The organism is Achromobacter sp. UBA2119 (assembly GCF_002331005.1).
GTDB classification, from domain to species: domain Bacteria; phylum Pseudomonadota; class Gammaproteobacteria; order Burkholderiales; family Burkholderiaceae_B; genus Achromobacter; species Achromobacter animicus.
In genome coordinates, this window is sequence record NZ_DCYD01000008.1 from 35,589 (window position 1) to 53,311 (window position 17,723).

At 55.7% G+C, this 17,723-nt stretch carries 11 protein-coding genes; 6 read left to right on the forward strand and 5 right to left on the reverse strand.

Annotated features, from left to right (window positions below; translation table 11 throughout):
* Positions 1–55: 55 nt before the first annotated feature.
* Together B3098_RS03920 and cysQ are read right to left on the reverse strand one after the other, a co-directional pair.
* A complete protein-coding gene (locus B3098_RS03920) occupies positions 56–1,462 on the reverse strand; it encodes an FAD/NAD(P)-binding protein (RefSeq protein WP_286891867.1) in 1,407 nt (468 codons plus the stop codon).
* Positions 1,459–2,304 (reverse strand): 3'(2'),5'-bisphosphate nucleotidase CysQ, encoded by an 846-nt coding sequence (gene cysQ / locus B3098_RS03925; protein WP_286891869.1) that lies wholly within the window; start codon positions 2,302–2,304, stop codon positions 1,459–1,461. Before cysQ ends, B3098_RS03920 begins: the two co-directional genes overlap by 4 nt.
* Positions 2,305–2,895: 591 nt before the next feature.
* On the opposite strand from cysQ, the gene cysD reads away from it, so the two are divergent.
* The 6 genes from cysD to B3098_RS03955 all read left to right on the forward strand — a co-directional run bounded on the left by cysD (position 2,896) and on the right by B3098_RS03955 (position 11,261).
* The gene (cysD, locus tag B3098_RS03930) at positions 2,896–3,834 is read left to right on the forward strand and encodes a sulfate adenylyltransferase subunit CysD (RefSeq protein ID WP_414631260.1); all 939 of its coding nucleotides are present in this window, start codon (positions 2,896–2,898) and stop codon (positions 3,832–3,834) included.
* Complete coding sequence (cysN, locus tag B3098_RS03935; RefSeq protein WP_286891871.1) at positions 3,834–5,756, forward strand: sulfate adenylyltransferase subunit CysN; 1,923 nt, start codon at positions 3,834–3,836, stop codon at positions 5,754–5,756. Before cysD ends, cysN begins: the two co-directional genes overlap by 1 nt.
* A gap of 111 nt (positions 5,757–5,867) precedes the next feature.
* Complete coding sequence (locus tag B3098_RS03940; protein ID WP_286891872.1) at positions 5,868–6,842, forward strand: glycosyltransferase family 2 protein; 975 nt, start codon at positions 5,868–5,870, stop codon at positions 6,840–6,842.
* Positions 6,843–6,855: 13 nt separating this feature from the next.
* Positions 6,856–7,197 (forward strand): EamA family transporter, encoded by a 342-nt coding sequence (locus B3098_RS03945; RefSeq protein ID WP_286891873.1) that lies wholly within the window; start codon positions 6,856–6,858, stop codon positions 7,195–7,197.
* A gap of 54 nt (positions 7,198–7,251) precedes the next feature.
* Positions 7,252–9,333 (forward strand): DUF7657 domain-containing protein, encoded by a 2,082-nt coding sequence (locus B3098_RS03950; protein WP_286891875.1) that lies wholly within the window; start codon positions 7,252–7,254, stop codon positions 9,331–9,333.
* A gap of 104 nt (positions 9,334–9,437) precedes the next feature.
* Entirely contained in the window at positions 9,438–11,261 is a 1,824-nt protein-coding gene (locus tag B3098_RS03955) for an ArnT family glycosyltransferase (protein ID WP_286891877.1), read from the forward strand.
* Between the two features lie 54 nt (positions 11,262–11,315).
* Here B3098_RS03955 and B3098_RS03960 read toward each other — a convergent pair whose 3' ends face one another.
* From B3098_RS03960 to B3098_RS03970, 3 genes are all read right to left on the reverse strand, one after another.
* On the reverse strand, positions 11,316–12,113 hold the full coding sequence (locus B3098_RS03960) for a PIG-L deacetylase family protein (protein ID WP_286891879.1): 798 nt from the start codon (positions 12,111–12,113) through the stop codon (positions 11,316–11,318).
* On the reverse strand, positions 12,103–12,954 hold the full coding sequence (locus B3098_RS03965) for a GNAT family N-acetyltransferase (RefSeq protein WP_286891880.1): 852 nt from the start codon (positions 12,952–12,954) through the stop codon (positions 12,103–12,105). Before B3098_RS03965 ends, B3098_RS03960 begins: the two co-directional genes overlap by 11 nt.
* 257 nt (positions 12,955–13,211) lie before the next feature.
* Positions 13,212–17,717, reverse strand: a complete 4,506-nt coding sequence (locus tag B3098_RS03970) for a glycoside hydrolase family 99-like domain-containing protein (RefSeq protein ID WP_286891882.1) — start codon at positions 17,715–17,717, stop codon at positions 13,212–13,214.
* Positions 17,718–17,723 lie beyond the last annotated feature (6 nt).

Below are 17,723 nucleotides of genomic sequence, written 5' to 3' on the forward strand. Positions count from 1 at the left end.
CTATAGGCATGGCAGCAATGGGCCCGTGCGACGGCGTTAGGGTGGTGGGTTGCCCTCACCGCACGGCCGACGTCTTTAATGCAGACAGAAGTCGAGAAGCCAGTTGCATGGCCTGAACGCGTAACTCAGGCACGGCAGTGGTCTCCCATAGGCGGCCCTTCATGGGCGGGCCCAGTGTGAAAAGACGGTCCGAAGCCTTGCCGCCGGAATCGATAAGTTGTCCAGACGCCGTGGTGACCAGCCCCAAGCCAAGTTCGTCCACGGTCACGAGTCCTCTGCTCAGAAGCCGACTCGTCAGGGGATTTCTCAATGACTTGAAATTGCTTTCCGCGCCCGTGCAGTTAACAACGTGTTCGACAACGACATCATGTGGTGCGCCATTGCGTTTCCGTAATGTGACGCGTACCCCTGAAGCTGCATCGATTGCCGTGTTTTCGATTCTCGCGCGGTGCTGCGTCAATTGCCCCGAGGCCAGCATTTGCTTGAACGCCGATAGTACGGGAGCGGCGGTGCGATGCCTGTGGTTCTCCCAGTACGGCCGGACGTGCTGCAGGAATCGCTTCTTGTCCCGGAGGGTCAGCCCCTGCCAGATTTGGGCAGAGTTCGGCCGAAGGCCGTCGATCACGGAGCGCCAGTCGCCTCCTGCTTCCTGTTCTAATTCGATACGATCTCGAATCCAACGGACCAGATCGCGAAGACCTGCTGGCGAGGGCAATATGTGTGTGAGCCGCGCGGGCTTCGAAGGGATGTGTTCCTTCGGCATGAATCCCCGTCTCGAAACAACGTGGATCAGACCCGTGTACCCCTGGTCATACAAGGCCGTAACCTGGTCGAGCATGGTGAGCCCCGATCCAATGAACAGACAGCTCGTGCTTGCGGCTAGCGTCGGCAGCACCTCAGGCGCCCACGGGCTGAAGTGGTAACGGACACTATCGCCGACTTCGATGTGGTACTCCGCGGGGGGCTGAGGAGGAAAGTTGCCCACGGCCAGGACGCAGGCGTCGGACAACCATGACCCGCGGTTCAATGATTGAACCCTTACGCCGGCATCTGTAGTTTCCAGATCGACGATCTCGTCGTTAATCACCTCTATACGGTGATTTGCCGCGCAACGTTCTACTTCCTTCCGAAGCAGGTGGGAAAGGTACTCTCCGTACAACGCACGAGGGAGAAAGGTGGAAGCTGAGAGCTCGCCGACCCAGGGCGCATATTTCTGCAAGCGATCACTAGCGCGGGCCCAAGTCAGAAAATCCTCGGGCGCATCTGGGAATGCGCTCATGTTGCTAGCGGGAACGTTCAGAAGCTGGCACGGCACGGTCGCGCTGTAGGCGGTGCCTCGTCCGATATGTGACGAGGTCTTGTCGATCAGCCTGATTTCTATCGGTTGGGCGGCGTTGCGCAGCAGATGGACCGCGGTCATGGTGCCGCTAAAGCCCGCGCCAATAATGGTGATCGAGGTCATGCGTTCGGCTCCTGTATGCCGGTGTTTTCACTATTCAATTGAACTGACAAGGCTCGTGCCGAAGCGCCCCACGCTACGAACGCTGGGTTGAGCACGTTTGGCTTGCCGTACAGCAGGCGCGAGCCGTCGGCAACGGTGATGTCGCCGCCAGCCGATTCCAGAATGGCTTGCGCGGCCGCGACATCCCATTCGCAGGTTGGACCGAAGCGCGGGTACAAATCCGCTGCCCCTTCCGCTACTCGGCAGAATTTGATCGAGCTGCCCGCTTGTACAAGCGTGTGGGGCCCCAGCCGTGAGACGAACGCTCGTGTTGCGTCGTCGAGATGGCTGCGGCTGGCGACAACGCGCAAGGTGTCGGGCAGAGGAGGACGGGAACTCCGGATGGAGGCCACTCGTACGCCGTCATCCTTGAAAGCGCCATTGCCTTGCTGCCCCCAGAACATTTCGTTAAGTGCGGGCGCGAAGACAATGCCAATCGTAGGCACACCATCCTCGATCAACGCGACGTTCACGGTGAACTCGCCCGTGCGAGCGAGGAATTCCTTCGTGCCGTCCAAGGGGTCGATAAGCCAGAAATGGCCAGTGGGGCGCCGAAGAGGATGTGAAGCGGGATCCTCTTCCGAAACGACCGGAATTGATCTATCGAGGGCGAGCAAGCCTTCGGAAAGAATTGCATGGGCGGCCAGATCCGCCTGAGTAAGCGGGCCGGCGCCATTGGCTTTTTCGTCGAGTTCGCAGTTGTCGCCTGCGGCCGCGGCTTCATAGATGTCCATGATGGCGTTCCCCGCAGCGCGAGTGAGAGACAGGAGCGCAGCAAGGGTGTAATTTGTCGCGATTTGCATAAAAATGAATTATCGACCGAAATTCGCTCTCTGGTTATGGACGTTTTTGATCAAGAGCATATAATTTGCATTTTACGACAAGGCGCCACGATGAGCGAACAACATTTCGGGATGGACCAGCCGGGTGTCTGGGATACCGAGTCGGCGTTTCAGCTTCTCCGTGCGCAGGGGCAGGCAGAGTCCAAGCGAACCGCCGAGCGCCGGTTGCACGAAATGGGCATTGCGCCTCCACCGTTGCAGGCCGCCGATCTGCGTGACGAGAACGGGCAGACTCCGGTTCCGTTGGTGGTTGAGCACGAGATGCAGGTCGCGCGGAGCAAGCGCAAATTAATCCTTTTCGCTCGGTTGGTCGATCTCAGGCGGGATGTTCTGACCGTGAGTCTCAACGACGCTCGCGGCGCTCGATACTGGGTGAACGTCAGTGCAAAAGAGAAGTCGGGCGTTAGCCCGATCACGCACGCACTGCTCGCGCTGGTAAGCTATTTCGGCAAGCCATTCGTCGTTTTCCCGCACGACAAACTGGTGTCACTGTGCCGCGCCCTTCCCGATGTTCCGGGCGTCGATGTTTGCCTGCTGGGGTATCCGCCGGTCATCCCGCCCGCGCAGTCGCGCAACACGGCAGTGGCCACGGCAATTACCCCGCACCTTCTGCGACTCGAAGCAGAGAGCATTCATATCATTCGAGAGGCTGTCGCTGAAGCCGACAATCCTGCCATGCTGTACTCGGTGGGAAAGGACAGCTCGGTCATGCTGCATCTCGCGCGCAAAGCGTTTTATCCCGCGCCTCCCCCGTTTCCTCTCTTACACGTCGACACCCGATGGAAGTTCCGAGAGATGTACATGTTCCGTGACCAGATGGCACGTGAGAGCGGCATGGAACTTCTTGTCCACGTTAATCCGGAAGCAATCGCAAAAAACATCAATCCCTTTGATCACGGGTCGGCACTGCACACCGATATAACCAAAACCGAGGGCTTGAAGCAGGCGCTTGATAAATTTAAGTTCGATGTCGTTTTTGGAGGAGCGAGGCGCGACGAGGAAAAATCGCGAGCCAAGGAGCGAATCTTTTCCTTTCGCACGCGCACCCATCGATGGGATCCGAAAAGCCAGCGACCGGAACTATGGAATCTCTACAACGCTCGAAAAGGAGCGGGGGAGAGCATCCGCGTGTTTCCTCTGTCCAACTGGACGGAGATGGATATTTGGCACTACATCTATAGCGAGCAAATTCCGGTGGTGCCCCTCTACTTCGCCAAAGAACGGCCAGTCGTTCGTCGCAATGGCATGATCATTATGGTTGACGATGACCGGATGCGTTTACTCGAAGGCGAGAAAATAGAAAGAGCGCAGATCAGGTTCCGCACCTTAGGGTGTTATCCACTCACAGGCGCCGTTGAGTCGTCGGCCTCGTCTTTACCGGAGATCATGATGGAGTTGCTGGGCACGCGAAGCTCGGAGCGCCAGGGGCGGGCGATCGATTCCGACGCGACCGCCAGCATGGAGAAGAAGAAGCAGGAAGGATACTTCTAATGGGTACAAAGAAATCTCTTCAAGGGACGGCACCCGATACGAATAGCATCGAGTCCTTTCTCGCATCTCAACATAATCAGGACCTGCTGCGCTTCATCACGTGCGGCAGTGTTGACGACGGCAAGAGCACGTTAATTGGCCGTCTGTTGTGGGACGCGCAGCAGCTGTTTGATGATCAGCTGATTGCTCTGCAGAACGAATCGCGCAAGTACGGCACTCAGGGAGATGAAATTGACTTCGCCCTGCTGGTTGACGGACTTGCCGCGGAACGTGAGCAAGGAATCACGATCGATGTCGCATATCGCTTTTTCTCGACGGCGCTGCGCAAGTTCATTGTTGCCGACACCCCTGGGCATGAGCAGTACACCCGCAATATGGTTACGGGCGCATCGATGGCGGATGTGGCGGTAATTTTGGTGGACGCACGCCATGGCATTTTGACGCAGACCCGCCGACATGCATATCTCGCTTCGTTGACGGGAATTCGCAATGTGGTTCTCGCAATCAATAAAATGGATGTGGTGGGATTCAACGAAGCAATCTACAAGGAAATTTCTGAATCGTTCGGAAAATTTGCCGCGGAATTGCAGTTCGATGAGATTTCCGCCATCCCGCTCTCCGCCTTGCGAGGTGACAACATCACAACCAGATCGTCGCATACGCCTTGGTACCGCGGGCCTACGCTGCTGGGGTACCTTGAAACTGTCAGCATTGCTCCGCGGCGAAATTCGAAGTTCACTTTCCCCGTACAACTCGTCAATCGCCCGAATGATGCGTTCCGCGGCTTCTGCGGCACGATCGAAGAGGGCGAGGTGTCGGTTGGCGATGAAATCCGGGTAACCCGTTCGGGCCAGAAGGCTCGGGTGGCAGCCATCGTGACAATGGGCGGAAACTTGGATAGAGCGGAGAGAGGCAAGGCCGTAACCCTCACGCTGGACAAAGAAATCGATGTGTCGCGCGGCGACGTCATTTCCTTGGCGTACAACCCGTTGGAGATGACGGATCAATTTGAAGCGACGGTAATCTGGCTGAACGAAGATGCAGGTCTCGTCGGCCGCAGCTATGAAATCAAACTGTCAACGCAATGGGCCACTGCGACGATCACGTCGATCAAATATCATGTGAACGTCAATACGATGGCGAAAGAGCCCGGGAAGACGTTGAGCCTGAACGATATTGCGGTTGCCAACGTTGCGCTGAGTCGGCCGGTTGTTTTTGACACGTATGACCAATCCAAGGCGCTCGGGGGCTTCATTCTGGTCGATCGCCTCACCAATGCAACTGTCGGTGCCGGGCTTATCAGGCACACTCTACGCCGGGCTCAGAACGTGCATCGGCAGTCGCTCACCGTTACGCGCACGGACCGCGAATTGATGAACGGCCACAGCGGGCGCGTGATCTGGCTGACAGGTTTGTCGGGCGCTGGAAAGTCGACCATCGCGAATGCACTGGAGGTCGCTTTGCATCACGCGGGGCGGCGGACTTATGTGCTTGACGGTGATAATGTGCGCCAGGGGTTGAATAAGGATTTGGGATTTACTGACGCCGAGCGGGTTGAAAACATCAGACGCGTGGCAGAGGTCGCGAAGCTGATGATGGATGCGGGGCTGGTTGTCATCACAGCGTTCATATCCCCATTTCGTCGCGAACGCCAGATGGCGCGAGACCTAATCGGCGAAGATAATTTCACCGAGGTTTATGTGAATACGCCATTGGAAGTATGTGAAGCTCGCGATTCCAAAGGCCTGTACAAAAAGGCCCGAAAGGGCGAATTGCCAAACTTGTCCGGAATCGGAAGCTCGTACGAGGTTCCCGAGGCTCCCGATATGGTGGTGGACGGTGCACAGAGCGATCTGGATGCCGTAATAAAGGGACTGATGCAGCAGCTCGATGCGCCGAAGTGCGCGCAAGGCGGCGAGTGACAGGGCGGGCTACGCGAGCTATCATGCCGGGTTACAGTTTGCTAAGCCGCCGCCGCGCCTCTTCGTCGCAGGTGGGGCTCTCTTATTGGCGTGATCACGCAATTTTCTTCAATGAATCACATCCCGAACGTAGCGGTCGTCATCCCAAGTTATAAGGTCCGGGCGCACATCCTGGGTGTGATTGCCCTCATCGGGCCGGAAGTTACGGCGATCTACGTCGTCGATGATTGCTGCCCGGACGGTTCGGGGCAGTTCGTTGAGCAGAACGCGCAGGATCCCAGGGTCCGGGTGGTGTATCACCAAGAGAACCAAGGTGTCGGTGGCGCCGTAATGACAGGCTATCAAGCGGCGCTCGAGGAGGGGGCGGAGGTCATCGTAAAGATTGACGGCGACGGCCAGATGGACCCGCGCCTTGTGCCCCAATTCATCGGCCCAATTCTCGCCGGTCAAGCGGATTACACGAAGGGCAATCGCTTTTTTGACCTCGAAGCTATCAGGGCGATGCCAAAAGTCCGACTACTGGGCAACGCAGCGCTCTCGTTCATGACCAAACTGTCCTCCGGATATTGGGATCTGTTTGACCCCACAAATGGATACACAGCAATACATCGAGACGTTGCAAGTCATCTCCCGCTGAATAAAATCAGTCGTCGCTATTTCTTCGAGACCGATATACTTTTTCGGCTCAATACCCTGCGTGCCGTCGTTATCGATATTCCGATGGACGCTCAGTATGGGGACGAGGTGAGTAACTTGAAGATTTCGAAGATTGTTGGCGAGTTTTTCTTTAAGCATGTCCGAAATTTCACGAAGCGGATTTTCTATAATTACTATCTCCGCGATATGTCGTTAGCGTCGTTCGAGCTGCCGCTCGGACTTGTTCTGCTCACGCTAGGTGGAATATTTGGCATAACCCAATGGATCGAATCCATGAACGCGGGTGTATCTACACCCTCGGGAACAGTGATGCTGTCCGCTTTGCCTGTAATTATCGGCACCCAGTTGGTCCTGGCGTTTCTGGGGTATGACATTGCGTCGGTGCCGAAACGGCCATTTCAACTGCAAAGCCGGCCGCGTCCAAAATAGGGACGTATATTTTATGGTTAGCTATCTCGTTGCATTTCTCTGTGTCGTCGGAATATCCATCGGCCAAGTGTTATTCAAGCTTTCCGCCGCTTCCCTTGCGCGGACCGGCAGTCTCTTCGCACTTCCGACGATGACGATGCTGGGCTGTGCCTTCGCACTTTACGGCCTTACGACGATTGCTTGGGTCTGGGTTCTGCAAAAAATCGAGCTGGGGCGAGCTTATCCTCTTATGGCGTTGGCGTTCGTCATGGTTCCTATTGGCAGCCATTTTTTCCTCGGTGAACGCTTTACTCCACAGTATTTTGTCGGCGTCGCTGTGATCATGGTCGGCATCTTTGTGGCCGTTCGGGCTTGATTGTCGCCTTTAGGGCTTGGGTTTTGACCAAGCGGTCGGTGGCCGGAGTGCCGAATGATTCGAAATAACAACAGCAGTGTACGTTTGGCTTGTCTTTTTTTCGGTCTGGCCATTCTGGCGATGTGGCTGGTACTGGAGCCATACCCGAGTCATTATTTGTCCGGACTTCGCCTCTTGGGCGACGCGGCGACTCAGAATCTCAGAGGTTTGCCCAAGGAAGGGCGCGGAGACGAGTGGTCCACGTATCTTCCCATGCTGAAGCAAGCGGCACTGGAAGGTTTTCCGGCCCATAGCGCTCTGGAACCGTATAAAGAGAAATTGAATTGGTTCATCGCGCTCCCCAGGGCCGATTTTTCATTATTCTTCTTACCCAATTTCCTGGTTTACTGGCTTGTACCGAGCGGGAAGGCTCTTTCGTTTCAAGCATTCTTTTACTATGCGCTCCTAATCGGTTCGGTCGCTTGGTATCTGCGGAACTTAAGGGTGAACGCGGGCATCGCAGTTTCAGCTGCGGTGATGTTGGCATTCAGCCACCTGTATCAGGTGTGGTGGACCAGTAATTTTCCCGCTCTTGCGGCCAGCTTTTTACCGTTCGCAATCCTGACCAGCAATATTAAGCCCGGCTTTAGATATGTTTTGCTTTTCTGGGCTATTGGACACATGTTGTTCGGGCAGATGTATCCCCCAACATATTTTGCGTTAGGGGTCTCCCTGGTTCCGCTCACGCTCGCGGTTCGCCCCGACCTGCTAAAGCCCAAGATGCTTGTATGCGCGGGAATCGCCACTGCTGCTGCCCTAGCGCTCTATTGGGTGTTCCACGCAGACTTCATCCAGGCGGTTTCCAACACCAGCTACCCGGGTCGCAGGCTGAGCGCCGGCGGAGGGTCGTCCCTGCAGGCCTTAGCAGCTGCGATCTTTCCCACTCTGCCGGTTCATCCCGTCACTGAGGGCGATCCCACGTATGAATTGAGCATGGTGGGTACGCTCTTTCCGCTCATGCTCTTACCCATCTTGCCTTACGTGAAGTGGGATCTTGAGGCTATCCGGGTGACCGCGGTTGCGGGCGCCACGCTTCTCATACTGGTTGTTTACGCGACGGTGGGTTTCCCTTCTTCCGTGGCGAAGTGGACGGGATTTTTTGTTATGCCTGGGCGCCGCGCCCACCCGGGCATTTCATTAATCCTCTTGATATATGCGGCATGGATAATCTCCCGCAATTGGCGGCAATGGAGGCTTATACCCATTGTTGCCGTTTTGAGCGCATACGCATTGATCTCGGCGTATGTCGGAATTCGGCCTGGGGCGGAAAAGGAGTTTTGGGGCATTCGTGTCTATGCCTACTTACCGCTGATTTTTGTACTATTGGCATTTATTATCTGGACGCTGAAGGGTAGAACGGCTTCCCTTGGCCATATGGCGGGCTGGACCGTTCTGGGCGGGATGGCCCTCGCACATGTCGTAATCTTTGGATCGTACAATCCAATAATGCGAGCTAGCGACATCCTGTCGCCTGTCAACTCGCAACTGGTGACGGATTGGAAAGCGCTCTACGAAAAGAACGGTCGCACGCCCTTTGCAATTCCGGGCAACTATGGACACCTTCTGCGCGGGGAGGGTCTTCCTGCCTTTGAGGCGATACATCTGGTAAACGTCAACCAAGATATATACAGGAAAATTTTCCCGCATTTGAATGAGGCGGAGCTCGACAGATATTTTAATCGGTTTGTCGGAATTTCATTCGATAACATCTCGCGGCCTGAGGTTCGCGGAGCCACGGTTGCGTTTGAACTCATCCCGAAGGCAGTAGCCTTCGGGCATCAGGTGGAGCGGGGACAGGCACCTGGTCGCGGCTTGCTGGAAACGAAACCAGCGGTGCACATCCGCGAGATGGGCACCAATGCTTACGACGTGCGCTGGAAAGGCCGCCTCAATACCCCCCTGCCTATAGATCACGAAATGAAGTTGTTATTGCCTTGCGACGTGCGCCAGACTTGGCTAACCAGGTTTCCGACTCCCGAACCGACGGTTGCAGCATCGGACGGTGTAGCGTTGCGCGGCGTATTGGGCGTACTTCGCGTTGTCGCAATGAATGCTTCAGAGGCCAAACGCTGCGGCGAGGCGTTGTCAATTCAATAGGTGCTGATCCGTGGTCAGGGGTTCACCGGGGCAGTATTTTGGTTAAGTTCTCTAAAAAGTAATACTCCGACGCGCCTGGCTACCATTCTATGGCCGCAAATATCATGAAGAAAAATAACATTTTATATTTTGGTATATTGATCCTGATTTTCGGCCTCGGAATATTTTTGCGAGTCGATACGCCAGATCTGTCTCGGCAACTAAGATTGGGCGACGAAACTGCCTGGAGCAACTCCGGGAAGATCTTGCTGAAATATGGCACGCTTACGCGAGATGTGGAAGGAAAGGTGTACCGCGGCGAGCAGCCCCCGCGGTCGGACATGCTGCCGCCGCCCGGATATTCTTTGTATCTCGCGGGCATCTACAAGATATTCGGCGAAGCTAATGAGCCAGTATTCATTTCTCAGATAATACTGAGCGTTGTAGCATTGTGGTTGATGTACCGAATAATGGTACTGTTGAACCTGCACCCATTCGGACGGTTGATGGCCCTGCTTGGCGCCTCTATATATCCAGGCTTCTATTACAACTTGGATCGAGTGCTAGCCGAACAGGTCTTCATGACCGTATTTTTGCTATTCGTCTATTTTTTCATCAAGTCGGCGCAACGCGATCAGCCTGCGATGGCGGGGTGGGCGGCCCTGTTCCTGGGATTTGCCATCTACGTAAAGCCTCAAGCGCTCCCTTTCGCGCTATTGGCTTTGTTCGTGCTCGTGGTCTATCGGACCGGGCCAAGAAAGATATTTTCGCCGCCGGTGTTGGCATTCGGATCTGTGTTGCTGCTCACGCTGGCACCGTGGTGGGTGCGAAATTGGTTGGCTTTTGGCAAGGGCAATATTCTGGCGGATAGCGGCTCTGGTCCGATGGTCTGGGGAGCGGTGCCGTATTTTCACGATATGGCCGCTGTCGGAAAGCTCAAGCTCTCTGAGTTGCTGCAGGTAAATATCGCCGCTGATCCCGCGGTATTCTACAAGTGGCGGGTATTTGGCTTTATCCAATATATGTGGGGCGACGTTTGGGACGAGCACCTTGTTCATCCGGGCCCGGGCATTCAACCGCTGATTTTGGTCCAGATGTTTGTCGTAGTGCCTACGTTGATCGCAGTTCCGCTGTTGATATGGAAACGTCGCGCGGATTGGCTGGTGGTGGCTTGCATTCCGTTGGCGTTCACCTTGATGCATATGCTGTATCACGGCCTTCCTCGCTACGTGCAATCCAGCGTGCCATTTGTTTTCGTGACCTTGGGTATGCTCATCACCGTTGCAGTCAACAAAACTCAGGGAGTCGCTTCTGAGTTCTCGATTGGAATGAGCGGCGGAGTGATGAGCAATTGGCAGAAGTTTGCCGACAAGGCGATGCGCTCGCTCTTTTTGCTGGTAGCAGTGCTTTTCTCGCTAGCGCTCTTTTACGCCGTGTTTGTATTCCGGACGTCGATCTCCGAAGAGGTCTCTGCCTACCGTCTCGGCAAGTACGCGGGCGTTACTATATCTGACGTCGAGCGTTCGGAAGTTGTATTCTCTAAATCATACCGGCCTGAAGATATTAGCATCGAGAACAGCGTCGCTCTGTCTGGACCGACCTCACGCTTTAGAAATAATTGGGTCGATCCTTCACTGATAAAAATGAAGGTGCCGGTAATGCCCGAGGGTACAGCTGGGGAGAATGAGAAGATCGTGTCGAAGGTGACGCTGAACATAAGAGGCGGGCGACTCTATGATTACTCTACTGTGTACTGGGCCGATCCCGCTCGCCCCGTCATGGGCGAAGATGCTGTATATTCCTTCCCTATCGCGCCATGGCAAAATACCAAGACCGTGTATATGGATTCGGATATTACCGGGCTTCTAGTTGTCCCTGCGGTATTTCGAGGTAGTGAATTCGTGATTCGGTCAATTGATGTGACCAAATACAAAGTAAACCGAAAGTGAAATGATGACGCTAGCTAGCCTGCCAAATGTTGGCAGGCCCGCGTCTGGCGTGGATCAAACCCTGGTTTGATACCTGGTCCGGCGATATTCCCCAATATTGCTCTGCATGATCTCCCAAGTGCAGAATCGTCGGCGTTCATAATATAGGGAGCCCGAGTGGGGCCGTTCGTCGAGTCTCGCGACGTCCACCGGCTGGAGTGCTTGGGACCCGTTGAACAGATAATGCCAGAGCACAAAAGGAAATAGCCCTATCCAGGTGATCGCCTGCGATGGGTAGCTGGCGCAAAACCGTAGATACTTAAATCGGTCATTCCAGCCGATCTTCGAAGACACTACGGGGCCATTTTCCCGCAGGGGAGACTTCACCCTGAAGAAAGGGTGGAAACGATTGTAGGCGTTGTATAACGAAAATTGCCTCACCTTCGGGAGCAGATCGTGTCGTTGCGCGGCCAAAATGACGAGCGCGTGCAGCGCGTCGTGATCATGATGGCCGCCTTCCCATGCGGGGACGTAGATTGATGTGATGGACGAAAACGTGGGGAGCCAGTCGTCCAACCACCGCCCAGCTAGCGCCATGTTATGAATCAGCTTTCCATCGGGAATGGAAAGTGACTCTCCCACGAACAATACGTCGTTACCTGAAATTCCAAGCCTTGATAGCACATTCAAGGACTCCTGATTTCGCCTTTGACTTGAGACACCACTGAAACCGCCATCGGTATAATAAACAGATATTACGCGATGGCCCTGAGACAATTCGTCCGATATGGTTTTATAGACGCCGTATTCATCATCCTGATGGGCGAAGAAAAAGAGCGCAACCGGCTGTTTGTCAGCAATGTTAGTACGCATCGAAATCTAAGAACGAAAAACATGCGGCGCCCGCCTTAAGCGGTGGGACATGTGCTTGAAGTGGGAGAAAGATAAAATTCAATGGCGATGGCCGCAATTTCCGAGGTATTTCTACGTACCGCCTATAATCGCAGCCGCCTTCAGGGTATAACCCCAAAAACAGCCTTAAGGGCGAGGCGGAGCGTTGCGGCGCTGCACCTTCGGCAAGGGCCGTATCTTCCAACTGGGCGTAGGCAGGAAGCAGGTTTCCTTTCGCACTCGCGAAAAACTGACTGATTCCGCTCCGGGTGCGCGCGCGGATCGCATTTACGGGGTTCGCGCATCGCCACTGTAGATGATCAACCTTCCAGGCTCGCTGGAATTGCGTGCGCTCAGCCAAAATCTTCCGATCGATGCGCAATGGCCCCACACCGATCCGCGCCTCCAATGGCTGCACCAATTGGAAGCCCAGCTTTCGGATGAAGCCCGGCGTGCTGTTAGCGTTAGCGACACCATGAATAGCCGCATAGCCTTGTGTAGCCGCCGTTTCATAGGTTGTCTGAGCAAGTTTGGTGAAAAGTCCCTTGCCCTGGAAATCCGGATGTGTCGCCGTGTTCAACGAAAGCAGCATGCGGCGCGCTTCGTTCCCGTAGTTGATCAAAGCCGGAACGCACACGTAATGTGCTGCAAGCGTCCCCCCTTCCCAGGCGTCGAACCCCACGGCCTTCCCTGCGGGGTTTTCCGTATACAACCACTGAAGCGCCCGCACGCCAAATTTGGGGGACGGCGGAAAGCACCTGGCGAACAACGCCTCGTAGCTCTTTAGGGAGCCTTCATCGAATTGAATGGGTCTTATTTCCATATATCGAGGGCAGCACGCCCAGCCGGCAATGAGAATTCTCAGAAACCGTTGATCGCAACAACCCATCCTTTATGCTAGCAAGCTGCAGGTCAGCATGCCGTGAGATCCGAGGCCAAGTACAGGTGTATCGCAGCACCTGGATTGGGTGGAAGCTTAGCACGCCTGGCCTTGGACCGGCAGCCGCGAAAATAGGACGATCACGAAAGGAAAGGGCGGGGAATTCCCCCCCCGCCCTACCCACTGATGCTGCGCCGTATCTAAGCCTTCGTCACAGCCCGGCGCATTTCATGAATGCGGCTTTCAGCTATTTGATATTCGCCATTCATCAGCAGAGCTTGGCGCTCCACATCGTCTGCAAACGCCAGCGTATGATTTCTGTCAATGCTGTGAATGTAATCACCGATATACATGTTTTCGGCTAGGCTCGCCCAATCCGCATTATGTTCGCGGAATAGTTGAAGCGTCAGATAGTAATCTTCCATGTACTTTTGGTCGCCATGGTAGATCACCTTGCTGAAGTCGAACTGCACCACGTCGAGCATGAAGCTGTGCAGCGGCGCGTGGTTCACGCTCAGGAAATCTGCATACGTATAGCCATATTCAAATGCACGTTCACGCTTAATGAACCCGCCGGTCTTGCTGTTGAAACTGGTCGAATACACACGTCCAAACGAGACCGCCTTACCTGTCGTAGCCATCCGCCGGATGAGCCACTCGTATGCGTGGGGCATCAGGAGATCGTCATAATCCAAAAATGCCGCGTAGCGCGTCCCAACTTTCTTCAGTGACTCGTTGAGCATCTTCGAGCGCAGATCCCCGTGGCCGGTTTCGGATTTGTAATGGACGACGACGGCGGGGACCAGAAGCACCGGACTCACTTCGGCGAGCAAAGTGGCCAGGCGCGCTTGCAATTCCTCGCCCAGATCTTGTGCGGCAATCATGGGGGTGACGACGCAATTGCGCATGGCCGCCAGGCAATATAGCGCGTTGCGCAACTCCTCGAAGTCAGCCCCCGGATGAACACGGATAATGGTCGTCACCTGCGGATGGCCATGGGTGGCCTGGCCAGAGGGATAGGCCCCAAAACAATGTGCTCCCTGGGCCATCCGAACGTTTTTATATCCGCTTTGAGGGTAGCCGGCCGGCTCAAGGACCATCGGCGCGGTGTGGGCGGCTAACGGATCGACTGCGCCGTTGGCGTTGACAGCGAATATCGGCTGATTGCGGTCGTAAGTGTTAGGTACGACAGCAGAATCCGGGTGAGCCTGAGCGACGTCAAGCATTTGAGAGATTGTTGTCGCGTCAAATAGCGACACGCTTTTGATACGAAGCGTGAAGTCCATGTCGCGAGCTTCGTCGCCGTGCTGGAACACGCAGCGCGTCCCTTGCATAGCCTGCTCTAGGCAGTGATTGAACCGTTTGGCCAACTCGGGAGACGCATCCAGCTGATCGGAAAGTTGCGGCGCCAATGCTACCTGCACTCGAATGGCGGCCCGCACCGCGTCGTCGGTCGCGCGGGACGACGAATCATAGGGGATAGCGGACAGCGCCCGGCCCACGCTGTTGAGATAGCTATATCCATAACGGCTGTCCGGCTCCATGTGAGCGCCTTCGGCCCATTCGTTCCACGCGTTAACGATGATGAAACGGCGGTCCTGAGGCAAGGTGCGCTGAGAGTAATCGACCAGATTCTCGAGCCATTCCTGGAATTTGCGCGGCGTGCTGCCATGGACTACCAGAGCTTCGGACCCGTAGCGTGCAGCGTTGTCCCATTGGGGCACCAAGTTGCGGAAATAGGTGAACTCTGGGACGTCTGTCTGGCGGGTGTAGAAGTCGGCGACCTCGTCATACGGCAGGACGCTGCCATTGATCGGACGGTAAGGCGTTAGCGCTGCCCTGATGTTTTCGACCGCGCCGCCCGTCCAGTCGTGAAGCACGCGTTCCGTGCCCGCATCCATTCCGAAGTCCCGCGGATCTGTGGCGCCGCGGGTAAGCACCGCGACGACGTAAGGTGCGGACAGCCCATGTTTGCCGCACTCTTCGGCCCACATGTCGAGGTAAAGCTTGCAATCAGGTATGGATGACGGCCGATAAACCATCAGGACCGGACGATCGCCGATGCGGATGTAGCGGGTGTCCTGGAAAAACGGTATCAGATAATTGATGAAATCGCGGGCGTCCTGCGCGGAATAGGTCTGGCCCAGCAGGATCTCTTTTTCGTTGCCATCCCAGCGCCGCGTCCAGTTCTCGTTCGCCCAGCAAAAGCAGAAGGGCATTTCCACATCGGGATGGCCCAGTAGCATCTTGGCGGGGTTTTCGAGAATCATCTGGCCGGAGAACCAGTAGTGATAGAACACCTGTCCATATACTCCGGCCTTCTTCATCAGATCAGCTTGCTTGCGCAGCGAATCCGCCGAGTCGAGCATGTAATAACCGATATCGGCGTGCGGAATGTGCTGTTGGTAATGGCCTTTGAATAGAGGTTGCGTTGCGCCGACCTTCGTCCATTCGGTAAAGCCTTCGCCATGCCATTCATCATTCAGCGGTGTCGGATGGAATTGCGGTAGGTAGTAGGACAGTACTTTGATGTCCTTGTGCACAAGCGACGTGGTGTAGTCCTGCTGCACCTCATATTCGCTGTAATCGTCGATCGAGTCTTGCTTGAAGATACGATAAATTCGCCCATTAGCCTTGCTCGCGAGGATCGGCAGCACCCGCTCAAGGGCGTACCCGAGGCGGTCTTCGAGTAGAAGCGAGGTGGCAGCGTCATCGGCATACTCGACAGGCAGGCTGAAGAATGCCTTAAGGCCGTCCCCACGGGCCCAGAACATAGAGCCATTCGGGCTATGGATGACAGGGAAGGATTCCGGAGAAAGTTCCGGATGATTAGCCAACAGCCGGGCGGGGAGCGTGTGCTTGTGCGTCGTCCCGAACGACGCATCCTGCACAGGGTACGCGACGCCATCGGGATAGATCAGCTTGGCATCCTGCCGCAAGCTCTGCAGAATGTGCGCGAGGCGAGCGCTGCTGGCGCCAATTGGACCGATAAGCAGGTCCAGCAATGAGCTGTCCTTATCCGTCGGACGCGATTTAAGGAAGAAATGTCCGACGACGTCGTACTTGGACAGGCGTTCGCCAAACTGAACCACGAACGGCACAATAGCGTCGTCAGTAGCGTGGCCGCTTTCGACCACGATGTCGCGGGCGAGCGGTAGAGAGCGTACAAGCTCGCTTTTCACGTTGGCGGCAAGGTCCGGCTCACCGAGCGATACGAACAGATCGTATTCTCCGTCGAACGCGGCCATTCGGTCCGTGAAGGCATTAACGGCCGCGCCGGTCGAAAGGTGCAGGTGGATCGCAACGGAAATACCTTCGACGCGCACGCCTGCCGACTTTTCCAGCAACGGGTCCACGTACAGCGGTACGAACAACATTTCCTCTTCGCTCGACCGCAGTGAAGCCTTAGCGGCGAGGGCTCGGTCGTTTTCCGTTTTGAGCACGCGCAACCGTAGGCGAACTCCGTGCAGGCCCTCTTTGCGCAGAATACTGAGTGCCTTGCCGCCAGCCGAGACGATGCCGCCCTTTTGGCGGATAACCGTCGGCGCCAGTGCGGCGACGCGCCGAGCGCGGGATACATTGCGGGTGAGAAAGCGCAGGCTCGAAGTCGCCCGCCAACTCTTGCTCGCGTAGATTTCCTGGATAGTTGCCAAGAGCGCGGCGTTCTCGATCTTTTGACGTTCGGCCAGATTCTCGAGGTGGCGCAGGCTTTCTTCTCGATTGGCCAATTGTTCGCGCAGTTGTTGATCGATGGCTTCAGCTTTGGCCACCTTCGCTTCCAACTTCGCCTTGGTATTGCCTGCCTCGGCGTATGCGGCCACCAGTTCACGATGCTGCAAATCCGCCAGACGAAGGGGAACCTGCAAGCGGTCGAATTCAGCTGCCCATTTTTTCGTCAGCGCTTCGGGAGGGCGTCCACCGTTAATTGAGTCATCTTCCGACGCGTCGAGGAGGGACTTATAGACCTCTTGCAGAAGGGGCGGCCAATTCGTATCGGCTTGAAGATCCGCGAGCCCAAAGACTGTATGGCGAAGGTTCGAGTCGAGAAACTTCGTCTTGTACGAGATCAGGTCTTGTTCATCGACTTTTGTACCCAGGAACTGGGCCAGCCGGCTCATCTGGCTGTCGGGATCATGCATCAAACGGTCGTAATCGACGACAAGCAAGCGCTCGTGTTCCGCGTGTGCCAAGCTGGTTACAACGTGGTCTATCCACAAAAGATGACTTTTCTTGGGATCGAAGGAATCGCGTTTGGAGAGCGATTTTTCGATGCTCAGCGGGTTGCGGATGGCTAGAACGTATTGCGGCCGAATCCCAATCTGCTTGAACGCTTCGACCCAGAACGGCAGCAGCTTGGATGTACGGGGGTCCTTGAAGCCATAAATAGGGTTTTGGTCGAGCTTGGCGTTTAACAGTGCCGCTGCCCGATCTACATAACCCTTCGTTCGCAGCGCCTCCACATCGTTGCTGGTGATTGCGGACAGAAAGTGCCAGTCACTCTTCAGCGCCCCCAGCATCTCGACATTCAAGTCGACGACCTCAAGGTCTTCCCAAAACCCTTTTTCATTGACGCCGGCCAATGGGGGCATGAGCTTGTCACCCAGCCCGACGCCGACGACCTGAAGTCCGCGGGTGATGGCGCTCGTGCCGCTGCGGTGCATACCGAGGACAACTACAAGCTTGCGGTTGGGATTGGTCTCGTTCATAGCCAG